Source organism: Methylobacterium sp. 13MFTsu3.1M2 (assembly GCF_900112625.1).
Lineage (GTDB): Bacteria > Pseudomonadota > Alphaproteobacteria > Rhizobiales > Beijerinckiaceae > Methylobacterium.
In genome coordinates this window covers 18,073-27,686 of record NZ_FOMM01000042.1, presented here as the reverse complement: position 1 = coordinate 27,686, position 9,614 = coordinate 18,073, and the positions used below count along the sequence as shown (strand labels likewise).

Below are 9,614 nucleotides of genomic sequence, written 5' to 3'. Positions count from 1 at the left end.
TACGCGGCGGAGTGCGCGCTGGACCGGGGCGAGCCGGCCCGGATCAGCCTGACGCCCGCCACCTGGGCGACGATCGTGTCGGTGAACCGGCGGGTCAACAAGGCGATCGAGCCGATGACCGACCAGGACCACCTGCACGTGGCCGACCGCTGGGACCTGGCCGAGGACGGCATCGGCGACTGCGAGGACTTCCAGCTGCTCAAGCGCCACATGCTGGCCGAGGCCGGCCTGCCGCGGCGGGCGATGCGCATGACCGTGGTGATCGACGAGAAGGGCGAGGGCCACGCCGTGCTGACCCTGATCACCGACCGCGGCGACCTGGTGCTCGACAACAAGACCAGCGCGATCCTGCCCTGGCACAAGACCGGCTACGTGTTCATCAAGCGCGAGAGCCAGGACGCCGTCGCCTGGGTCTCCCTCGGCGGCGTCACCTCCCCGGTCACCACCGCAAACCGGTGAACAAGCCACGCGGCGAGCAGTGGAACCTCGGCCGCACGCGCCGTTCCTTAACGGATCGCTAACCCTGCGGCGCCACTCTGTCGGGTGACGGAGTGCCTTAACGATGCCGCGAGCCCGCCACGTGACGCCGGTCCCGCTTCTGGCTGTCGTCCTCGTCGCCGCCGCCTGCGGCACCGCCCGGGCCGCGAGCGAGACCGAAGCCCGCCACGCCGCGTGGCGCGACTGCGTCAGCCGCAACTTCCGGATCCAGGCGGCACTGACGGACCGGGATCTCGCCGCCGACGCCGCCTTCCGGGCCTGCCGGACCGCCGAGGACGCCTATCTCGCGACCCTCGCGGCCTCGCCGCTGCTCGACGACGAGGATGTCGGGCGCGCCCGGCCGCTCCTCGCTGGCCGGATGCGCGCTTGGCTGGTCGGCAACCGCGGCTGACGTCGGCGATTCCCGGCAGCGGCCATCGGGAAAGGACGTTTCCGCCAAGCGCGTGAGGTCGGCCAGCAAGGCAGCGTCGCGGAGGCCTGCCGCCTATGCCTTCAGGCGCGCCTTGATCCGCCGGGTCAGCCCGTCGCGGACGTCGCGGTAGGCGTCGAGGCGCTGCTCGCGCGAGGCGTCCTGCAGCAGCGTCGGGTCGGGGGTCGGCCAGTACTCGACATCGGCCGCGAGGGTGTGCGTCAGGTCCAGTGCCCGGTGGTGCGCCTCCGGCGCGAGGGTGATGATCAGGTCGAAGTTCAGGCCCTCCCAGTCCTCCAGCTCCTCCACGGTGCGCGGGCGGTGCCGGCTCGCGTCGATGCCGACCTCGTCGAGGGCCGCGACCATGAACGGGTCGGTGGGCTCGCCGGAGCGCACCCCGGCCGACTGCACGTAGGTGGACTTGCCGAAATAGGCGCGCGCGATCGCTTCCGCCGCCACGGAGCGCACGGCGTTGTAGTTGCACATGAACAGGACGGACTGCACCCGCCGCTTCTTCGGGGGCGCGTCGGGAAAAGGCTCGGGAGGAGGCTCGGGAGCGGGCTCAGCCATCGCCGGTCGGCGCGGAGGGCGCCTAACCCTTCCAGTGCAGCGCGAAGATCAGGGTGAACAGGCGGCGCGCCGTGTCGTGGTCGAGGTCGACCTTCCCCTCGAGCCGCTGCTTGAGCGTCTCGGACGCCTCGTTGTGCAGGCCCCGCCGACCCATGTCGATCGCCTCGATCTGCGACGGCGAGGCGGTGCGGATCGCGTTGTAGTAGCTCTCGCAGATCATCTCGTAGTCGCGGATCACCCGCCGGAACGGCGTGAGCGACAGGAGGTGCGTCATCACCGGCTCACCGTCCACCGTGGTGATGGCGAAGGACAGCTTGTTCTCGACGAGTCCGAGCGTGAGCGCGTAGGGGCCCTCCCGCCCGGGGATGGTGAAGGAATTGTCCTCCAGGATGTCGAACAGGGCGATCGCCCGCTCGTGCTCCTGATCCGGATTGCCGCGGGCGATGGACCCCTCGTCCAGGCTCACCTTCGCGAGGCGGTTCGGCCCGCGCTGCTTCTCCGCCATCCCCAAAACCTCACAGGTTCAACCGGATCGCGACGGAGCGGGCATGCCCCTCCAGGCCCTCGGACCGGCCGAGGTTTATCGCCGCCGGGCCGAGCGCCCGCAAGCTCTCCGGCGTGCAGGCGAGGATCGTCGTCCGCTTCATGAAGTCGAGCACGCCCAGCCCGGACGAGAATCGGGCGGAGCGCGCGGTCGGCAGCACGTGGTTGGGGCCGCCGACATAGTCGCCGATCGCCTCCGGCGTGTGCGAGCCCAGGAAGATCGCGCCGGCATTGCGGACCTTGGCGGCGAGCGCCTCCGCGTCCTGCGTCTCGATCTCCAAATGTTCAGGGGCGAGGCGGTCGACCAGGGGCACGGCCTCGTCGAAGGTGCGGACCCGGATGACGGCGCCGTAATCGCGCCAGCTCGCCCGGGCGATCTCCTGACGGGGCAGGGTGGTGAGGGCGCGCTCGACCGCCGCCTCGACGGCGCCGGCGAGTTCGGCGCTGTCGGTGATCAGGATCGCCTGGGCGGCCACGTCGTGCTCGGCCTGGGCCAGGAGGTCGGCGGCGATCCAGTCGGGGTTGGCGTGGCCGTCCGCCAGGATCAGCACCTCGGAGGGGCCGGCGATCATGTCGATCCCGACCTGGCCGAAGACCCGGCGCTTGGCCGCCGCCACCCAGGCGTTGCCGGGCCCGACGACCTTGGCCACGGGGGCGATCGTGGCGGTCCCGTAGGCGAGGGCCGCGACCGCCTGGGCGCCGCCCACCCGGTAGACCTCGTGGACGCCGGAGAGCTGCGCGGCGGCCAGGACCAGCGGGTTCATCTGGCCGTCCGGGGTGGGCACCACCATCACGAGGCGCGGCACCCCGGCGACGCGCGCCGGCAGCGCGTTCATCAGCACCGAGGAGGGATAGCTCGCGGTGCCGCCCGGGACGTAGAGGCCGACCGATTCCAGCGCGGTCCAGCGCCAGCCGGCCGTGACGCCGAGGGCGTCGGTGGCCCGGTGATCCGCGGGCCGCTGCGCCCGGTGGAAGCTCTCGATCCGCTCGGCGGCGAGGCGCAGGGCTTCCAGCGAGTCCGACGGGCAGGCCGCGACGGCCGCTTCGATCTCCGCGTCCGTGACCCGCAGCTGCGCGGCGGAGAAATCGGCGCCGAGCCGGTCGAACCGCCGGGTGAAATCGACCAGCGCCTCGTCCCCGCGGGCGACGACGTCGGCGATGATGCCGCGCACCGCCTCGTCCACGTCCTCGGCGATCTCGCGCTTCACCGTGAGGAGGCGCGCGAAGGCGGCGGCAAAATTCGGATCGCTGCTGTCGAGCCGGACCATCGGGAAGCCTTCTGTCTCGCGTCAGGCCGCCGAGCCGGCGGCCGTATCGGTGTCGATGTCGTGCCCGGGACGGTTCGCCGATTCCCAGACCGGGCCGAGATCCTTCATCCGGACCTCGATGCACTCGACCTCCAGCCGCAGGGCCGCGCCGCCGGAGAAGACGAGGTCGATGTGCCCGGAGGGCGCGTCCGTCGGCTCGAAGGTGAGGGCGAGCAGGCTCATCGGCGTCGCGTCGTCCGGCTTCAGGCCGCGGCTCTTCACGCCCAGCACGCGCTCGACGTGCAGGCCGGCGAGGCGCCGGCGCGGCGGGGCGCTCGGCGTCCAGTCGAAGCGGCGCACCGCCATGAGGAAGCGGTGCTCGCCGGCGAGGAAGGTCAGGTCCTGCGGTCGCAGAATCGCGTCCTGCAGATGGGCCGAGATCACGGTCAGGTCCTCGGTGTCGAGGGCGGCGAGCCTGAGCAGCTCCATGCAGAGGGTCCTCGGGGAATACGGGGCGCGGGTCGGGCGGCGAGGGCCGGTCCGCGGCACGGCGTAGGTAGCGGCGCGGCCCCGTTCGGGCAACGGCTGGTCTGGGGATCGCGATCCCGGCCGGGCACAGGCTCGGGCCAGCGTCGCCGTTTAGACGCGCCGGCGGTCGAGCCGGGGCAGGGTCTCATATGGCGGCACTCACCGAGCGCGCGGTTGTGGCGGTGCTGACCGTCGGGATGCAGGCGGCCGGACCCGCCGTCGCGCAGGTCGGTCCGGACGCGCGGCCCTACATCTACGGTCGTCCGGCGCCGGATCGGGATCTCTACGCACCGCCGCCGCCCGGCGGGCGTCCGCCGCCTCCGCCCGCGGATGACGGGTATGGCTGGCGTCCGCCCCCGCCGCCAGTCGACGATGCGTACGACAGGCGCGGCCCGCGCTGGCGCGGCGACTTCGGGCGCCCGTGGGACGACAGCGTCTGCGTGACGGCCCGCGGCACGTGCAGGGTGCGCCCGGGGCCTCCCGACGCGCCCTGCGGCTGCGAGATCCCCGGCTTCGGCTACAGGCGCGGGCAGATCGAGGACTGAGCCTCGGGCGCTGCCGCGCGCCGGCCGGCTCGGACCGAGCGCTGCCGCTCAGGCCCGGACGCGCTCGATCTGCGCGCCGCACCGGCCGAGCTTGGCCTCCAGCGCCTCGAAGCCGCGGTCGAGATGGTAGACCCGGTTGATCTGGGTCTCGCCCTCGGCGGCGAGGCCCGCGATCACCAGGGAGACCGAGGCGCGCAGGTCGGTCGCCATCACGGGGGCGCCCTTCAGCCGGTCCACGCCCTCGACGATGGCGAGGTCGCCCTCCAGGCGGATCTTCGCGCCGAGGCGGGCCAGCTCCTGCACGTGCATGAACCGGTTCTCGAAGATGGTCTCGCGGATGTGCGACTGGCCCTTCGCCAGCGTCATCAGCGCCATGAACTGCGCCTGGAGATCCGTGGGGAAGCCCGGGAACGGGTCGGTGGTGACGTCGACCGCCGCGATGCCGGCGCCGTTGCGGCGCACGCGGATCCCGCCCTCGACCTGCGTGATCTCCGCGCCCGTGGTCGTCAGGACGTCGAGGGCCGAGTGGAGCAGGTCGGCCCGGGTATCCTTGAGCACGACGTCGCCGCCGGCCATCGCCACCGCCATGGCGTAGGTGCCGGTCTCGATCCGGTCGGGCAGGACCTCGTGGCGGGCGCCGTTCAGGCGGGCCACGCCCTCGATCTCGATGCGCGGCGTGCCGGCCCCGCGGATCTTGGCGCCCATCTTGTTCAGGCACTCCGCGAGGTCGACCACCTCCGGCTCGCGGGCAGCGTTCTCGATCACCGTGGTCCCGTAGGCCAGGGCGGCGGCCATCAGCGCCACGTGCGTGCCGCCCACGGTCACCTTCGGGAAGGCGAACTCGGCCCCGCGCAGGCCGTTCTTGGTCCTGGCGACGACGTAACCGGCGTCGATCTCGATCTCGGCCCCGAGCTTCTCCAGCGCCATGATCAGCAGGTCCACCGGCCGGGTGCCGATGGCGCAGCCGCCGGGCAGCGAGACCTTGGCCTCGCCGAACCGGGCGAGCAGCGGCGCGATCACCCAGAAGCTCGCCCGCATGGTCGAGACCAGCTCGTAGGGCGCCGTGGTGTCGATGACGTTCGAGGCGGTGAGCCGGATCGTCTGGCCCGTCTCGGTGGTCTGACCGGGGCGCTTGCCCACGACCATGTGATCCACGCCGTGGTTGCCGAGGATCCGCGTCAGCGCGGCGATGTCGGCGAGCCGCGGCACGTTGATCAGCTCCAGCGTCTCGCCGGTGAGCAGGCTCGCGATCATCAGCGGCAGCGCCGCGTTCTTGGCGCCCGAGATCGGGATCACGCCGTTGAGCGGCGCGCCGCCGGTGATGTGGATGCGGTCCATCGTGTGTCCTCGGGCGGCGCACCCGCGAGGGCGCGCGGCCGGCCGTGCTGATCGCGGGCGCGGCAGCGCCCAGGCTTGGCCGTGCCCTATAGACCGGATTTGTCGGAATCAGGACCGTTTCCATCCGATTCCCGCGCGCAGGACTGATCCGCGCCGGGAGACGGTCTTCCTTCGGCCCGCCCGCGGCCCTGCGCCTTGCGGCGGCGCAGGTTCTGGCGCAGCGCGGCCTTGAGGCGCTCTGCCCGCTCGTCCCTGGAGTCCGTCACGGCGCGACCCTTGGTCGCCGCAAGGTCGGGGCCGCGCGGTCCACGCCGGACGAGCCATCTGCGGTCGGAGACATGAGCTGTTGCAGGGGGCGGGAGCCAAGTTCGGGTCGGAAGAACGTGCCGGACGCTAGCGGGTTCACGCGGGCCTCTCAACGGATGCAACGCTGCGATGTCGGAACCTTACCTTGAACCAGTTCCAGATCCGCGCGTATCTTGCGGCCCTCACGCGAAGGACTGGACCGAGGCCGGACCTCGATCGCGGGCCTGAGACGCCGCTCACGCGGTGTCGCCCGCGCGGCCGAATACGCGAAGGACGCTCGATGACCGTCACCCGGATGCCCAGCACGATGCTCGCCCAAGCGGGATCGACGCGCGCCGGATCCGGCTACGAGCGCTACTTCCGCGGGGCCCTGGATCAGCTGCACGGGGAGCGGCGGTACCGCGTGTTCGCCGACATCGAGCGGATCTCGGGGCGTTTCCCGACCGCCAAGTGGCGCCAGCCGGACGGCAAGACCACCGAGATCACCGTGTGGTGCTCCAACGACTACCTCGGCATGGGCCAGCACAAGGAGGTGGTCGCCGCCATGACCGAGACCGCCGCCCGCTGCGGCGTCGGCGCCGGAGGCACCCGCAACATCGCCGGTAACACCTCGCCGCTGGTCGACCTGGAGCGCGAGCTCGCCGACCTGCACGGCAAGGAGGCCGGCCTCGTCTTCACCTCCGGCTACGTCTCGAACCAGGCCGGCATCTCGACCATCGCCAAGCTGATCCCCGACTGCCTGATCCTGTCGGACGCCTTCAACCACAACTCGATGATCGAGGGCGTGCGCCATTCCGGCTGCGCCAAGACGATCTTCCGCCACAACGACCTCGCCCACCTCGAGGAATTGCTGCGGCAGGCTGGCGACCGGCCCAAGCTGATCGTGTTCGAGTCGGTCTACTCGATGGACGGCGACGTGGCGCCGATCGGCGCGATCTGCGACCTGGCCGAGCGCTACGGCGCGATGACCTACCTCGACGAGGTCCACGCCGTCGGCCTTTACGGCCCGCGCGGTGGCGGCATCGCCGAGCGCGACGGCGTCATGCACCGGGTCGACGTGATCGAGGGGACGCTGGCCAAGGGCTTCGGCTGCGTGGGCGGCTACATCACCGCCTCGGCGGCGATCTGCGACGCGGTGCGCAGCTTCGCGCCGGGCTTCATCTTCACGACGGCGCTGCCGCCGGCGGTGGCTGCGGCGGCGCGGGCGTCGGTGCGCTACCTGAAGCGCTCGAGCGCGGAGCGCGAGGCGCACCAGCGTCAGGCGGCGGCCACGAAGGCGGCGCTGAGCGCGGCGGGGCTTCCGGTCTTGGAGACCGAGACGCACATCGTGCCGGTGATGGTCGGCGATGCCGAGCTGTGCAAGGCGGCGGCGGACCATCTGCTGGAGCACCACGCGATCTACATTCAGCCGATCAATTACCCGACGGTGCCGCGCGGGACCGAGCGGCTGCGGATCACGCCGTCGCCGTTCCACGACGCGGCGCATATCGAGCGCCTCGCCGCGGCGCTGGGCGAGACCTGGCAGGCCCTGGACCTGCCCCGCGCCGGCACTGTCTTCGTCGAGGCCGCGGAGTAGGATCCGCGCCGCCGTCCCGGCCGGGCCGTGTTGCGGGCGCCCGTCTTTGCGAGCGGAGCGAAGCAACCCAGGGATGCCACATCCGCGGCCGGCCTGCTGCCCTGGATTGCTTCGCTCCGCTCGCAAAGACGGGCGCGGCGGTATGCTGAGGCCGGCCTGACCGCGCCGGCTCCGCGCTAAGGCAGCGGCCCGCAGCGCTTCCATGTCCCGTCCCCATCTCGTCTTTTCCGGCGCCGACCTGTAACGACGGCGCCAATCCTCATCCGCGAAAAGTCCGCCTATGATCTCCTCACCCCTCATGACCGTCATGGTCGATGCCGTGCGCAAGGCCGCGCGCGGCCTGCGCCGCGACTACGGCGAGGTCGAGAACCTGCAGGTCTCGCGCAAAGGTCCGGGCGACTTCGTCTCCGCGGCCGACCGCAAGGCCGAGGAGGTGCTGCGCGACGCCCTCATGAAGGCGCGTCCGGGCTACAGCCTCGTCCTCGAGGAGAACGGGATCATCGAGGGGACCGACAAGAGCCACACCTGGCACATCGATCCCCTCGACGGCACGTCGAACTTCCTGCACGGCGTGCCGCATTTCGCGGTCTCGGTCGGTCTCGAGCGCGAGGGCCAGATCGTGGCCGGCGTGATCTTCGACCCGATCAAGGACGAGCTGTTCGTCGCCGAGCGCGGCAAGGGCGCCTATCTCAACAACCGGCGCCTGCGCGTCTCCGGCCGCCAGGACATGGCGGACGCGCTGGTGGGCTACGGCACGCCCTATCTCGGTCGCGGCAGCCACCCGCGCCTCTTGCGCGAGCTCGGCGCCGTGATGGCGGTGGCCGGCGGGACCCGCCGGATGGGCTCGGCGGCCCTCGACATGGCCTACGTGGCCTGCGGCCGCCTCGACGCCTACTGGGAGCGCGATCTCCAGACCTACGACTTCGCTGCCGGCGTGATCCTGGTGCGCGAGGCGGGCGGCTTCGTGACCTCGGCGGACGGCGCGGCCGAGCCGCTGGCGCCCCGGTCGGTGGCCTGCGGCAACGAGGGGCTTCACCGGGACCTCGTCGCCATCCTCAAGAAGGTCCAGGCGGCCTGAGCCGCCACCGACTGGTCAGGCCGTCGGGCTTCTGCTTTAAGCCCGCGGTTCCCCACGGAAGGCCGAACGCATGGAAGCCCGCCGCCACGTCGCGCTGAAGGAATCGGTCCGCTCGATTCCCGATTACCCGAAGCCGGGGATCATCTTCCGCGACATCACCACGCTGCTGAGCGACCCGCGCGCCTTCCGGCGGGCGGTGGACGCCCTGGTGCATCCCTACGCCGGCGGACAGATCCACCAGGTGGCCGGCATCGAGGCCCGGGGCTTCATCCTCGGCGGGGCCATCGCCCACCAGCTCTCCTGCGGCTTCGTGCCGATCCGCAAGAAGGGCAAGCTGCCCCACAAGACCGTCTCGATGGCCTACGCCCTCGAGTACGGGACCGACGAGATCGAGATCCACGTCGACGCCGTACGGCCCGGCGACAAGGTGCTGCTGGTCGACGACCTGATCGCCACCGGCGGCACCGCGATCGCCGCCGTGAACCTGCTCCAGAAGATCGGCGCCGAGATCGTGGCCGCCTGCTTCGTCATCGACCTGCCCGAGATCGGCGGCGCGCAGCGCCTGCGCGACCTGGGCGTCGAGGTGCGCACCCTCATGCAGTTCGAGGGTCATTGAGCCCCGCGAAACGTTGACTTCGCGGGGCTCATCCGCCATAAGCCCGCCACTCGCGACGTGGCGCCCCGCATGGGCGCCCTTCGTGTTTGCAGACAACCAGGACGCGTGAAGGTCGGGTGCAGCAATAGCTGCCCGCGAGCGCGCCTCGACCTTTGAAGGCTCTGAGCCATGAAGAGAACCTACCAGCCGAGCAAGCTCGTCCGTAAGCGCCGTCACGGTTTCCGTGCGCGCATGGCCACCGCCGGCGGCCGCAAGGTCATCGCGCGCCGTCGCGCCCATGGCCGTAAGCGCCTGTCGGCCTGAGGCCTGATCCTCGCCGGCGCGGACGCTCCGACGCATCCGCGCCACGAGGCAAGTGGT

The 9,614-nt window shown here is 71.5% G+C and carries 13 protein-coding genes; 7 read left to right on the top strand and 6 right to left on the bottom strand.

Going from position 1 to position 9,614, the window contains the following annotated elements:
* Together BM314_RS28400 and BM314_RS28395 are read left to right on the top strand one after the other, a co-directional pair.
* On the top strand, positions 1 to 459 hold a 459-nt coding region (locus tag BM314_RS28400; RefSeq protein WP_091683537.1), incomplete at its 5' end, for a transglutaminase-like cysteine peptidase.
* A gap of 103 nt (positions 460 to 562) precedes the next feature.
* Positions 563 to 889: a hypothetical protein gene (locus BM314_RS28395; protein ID WP_020092509.1), complete on the top strand. Its 327-nt coding sequence runs from the start codon at positions 563 to 565 to the stop codon at positions 887 to 889.
* A gap of 93 nt (positions 890 to 982) precedes the next feature.
* Here BM314_RS28395 and BM314_RS28390 read toward each other — a convergent pair whose 3' ends face one another.
* The 4 genes from BM314_RS28390 to BM314_RS28375 form a co-directional block, all read right to left on the bottom strand.
* Positions 983 to 1,393, bottom strand: coding sequence for an arsenate-mycothiol transferase ArsC (locus BM314_RS28390; RefSeq protein WP_234083060.1), 411 nt, complete (start codon positions 1,391 to 1,393; stop codon positions 983 to 985).
* 106 nt (positions 1,394 to 1,499) lie between these two features.
* A complete protein-coding gene (locus BM314_RS28385; protein ID WP_020092507.1) occupies positions 1,500 to 1,982 on the bottom strand; it encodes a UPF0262 family protein in 483 nt (160 codons plus the stop codon).
* A 10-nt stretch (positions 1,983 to 1,992) separates the two neighbouring features.
* On the bottom strand, positions 1,993 to 3,288 hold the full coding sequence (gene hisD / locus BM314_RS28380; RefSeq protein WP_091981844.1) for a histidinol dehydrogenase: 1,296 nt from the start codon (positions 3,286 to 3,288) through the stop codon (positions 1,993 to 1,995).
* A 21-nt stretch (positions 3,289 to 3,309) separates the two neighbouring features.
* Complete coding sequence (locus BM314_RS28375) at positions 3,310 to 3,756, bottom strand: DUF2948 family protein (RefSeq protein WP_091981842.1); 447 nt, start codon at positions 3,754 to 3,756, stop codon at positions 3,310 to 3,312.
* A gap of 188 nt (positions 3,757 to 3,944) precedes the next feature.
* Here BM314_RS28375 and BM314_RS28370 point away from each other — a divergent pair, with 188 nt between their 5' ends.
* Positions 3,945 to 4,340, top strand: coding sequence for a hypothetical protein (locus tag BM314_RS28370; protein ID WP_091981840.1), 396 nt, complete (start codon positions 3,945 to 3,947; stop codon positions 4,338 to 4,340).
* A gap of 48 nt (positions 4,341 to 4,388) precedes the next feature.
* On the opposite strand, the gene murA is transcribed toward BM314_RS28370, so the two are convergent.
* Together murA and BM314_RS31155 are read right to left on the bottom strand one after the other, a co-directional pair.
* The gene (gene murA / locus BM314_RS28365) at positions 4,389 to 5,678 is read right to left on the bottom strand and encodes a UDP-N-acetylglucosamine 1-carboxyvinyltransferase (protein WP_020092503.1); all 1,290 of its coding nucleotides are present in this window, start codon (positions 5,676 to 5,678) and stop codon (positions 4,389 to 4,391) included.
* Between the two features lie 86 nt (positions 5,679 to 5,764).
* The gene (locus BM314_RS31155) at positions 5,765 to 5,944 is read right to left on the bottom strand and encodes a hypothetical protein (RefSeq protein ID WP_081636463.1); all 180 of its coding nucleotides are present in this window, start codon (positions 5,942 to 5,944) and stop codon (positions 5,765 to 5,767) included.
* A gap of 320 nt (positions 5,945 to 6,264) precedes the next feature.
* Here BM314_RS31155 and hemA point away from each other — a divergent pair, with 320 nt between their 5' ends.
* From hemA to rpmH, 4 genes are all read left to right on the top strand, one after another.
* A complete protein-coding gene (gene hemA / locus BM314_RS28355) occupies positions 6,265 to 7,560 on the top strand; it encodes a 5-aminolevulinate synthase (RefSeq protein ID WP_020092502.1) in 1,296 nt (431 codons plus the stop codon).
* Positions 7,561 to 7,840: 280 nt separating this feature from the next.
* Complete coding sequence (locus BM314_RS28350) at positions 7,841 to 8,638, top strand: inositol monophosphatase family protein (RefSeq protein ID WP_026604817.1); 798 nt, start codon at positions 7,841 to 7,843, stop codon at positions 8,636 to 8,638.
* Between the two features lie 70 nt (positions 8,639 to 8,708).
* Complete coding sequence (locus BM314_RS28345) at positions 8,709 to 9,254, top strand: adenine phosphoribosyltransferase (protein WP_012320444.1); 546 nt, start codon at positions 8,709 to 8,711, stop codon at positions 9,252 to 9,254.
* A 168-nt stretch (positions 9,255 to 9,422) separates the two neighbouring features.
* Entirely contained in the window at positions 9,423 to 9,557 is a 135-nt protein-coding gene (gene rpmH / locus BM314_RS28340; protein ID WP_007558110.1) for a 50S ribosomal protein L34, read from the top strand.
* Positions 9,558 to 9,614: the final 57 nt, after the last annotated feature.

Coding starts and splice junctions, on each gene's coding strand:
- BM314_RS28395 (WP_020092509.1), top strand. CDS start 563: ATGCCGCGAGCCCGCCACGTGACGCCGGTCCCGCTTCTGGCTGTCGTC.
- BM314_RS28390 (WP_234083060.1), bottom strand. CDS start 1,393: ATGTGCAACTACAACGCCGTGCGCTCCGTGGCGGCGGAAGCGATCGCG.
- BM314_RS28385 (WP_020092507.1), bottom strand. CDS start 1,982: ATGGCGGAGAAGCAGCGCGGGCCGAACCGCCTCGCGAAGGTGAGCCTG.
- hisD (WP_091981844.1), bottom strand. CDS start 3,288: ATGGTCCGGCTCGACAGCAGCGATCCGAATTTTGCCGCCGCCTTCGCG.
- BM314_RS28375 (WP_091981842.1), bottom strand. CDS start 3,756: ATGGAGCTGCTCAGGCTCGCCGCCCTCGACACCGAGGACCTGACCGTG.
- BM314_RS28370 (WP_091981840.1), top strand. CDS start 3,945: ATGGCGGCACTCACCGAGCGCGCGGTTGTGGCGGTGCTGACCGTCGGG.
- murA (WP_020092503.1), bottom strand. CDS start 5,678: ATGGACCGCATCCACATCACCGGCGGCGCGCCGCTCAACGGCGTGATC.
- hemA (WP_020092502.1), top strand. CDS start 6,265: ATGACCGTCACCCGGATGCCCAGCACGATGCTCGCCCAAGCGGGATCG.
- BM314_RS28350 (WP_026604817.1), top strand. CDS start 7,841: ATGATCTCCTCACCCCTCATGACCGTCATGGTCGATGCCGTGCGCAAG.
- BM314_RS28345 (WP_012320444.1), top strand. CDS start 8,709: ATGGAAGCCCGCCGCCACGTCGCGCTGAAGGAATCGGTCCGCTCGATT.
- rpmH (WP_007558110.1), top strand. CDS start 9,423: ATGAAGAGAACCTACCAGCCGAGCAAGCTCGTCCGTAAGCGCCGTCAC.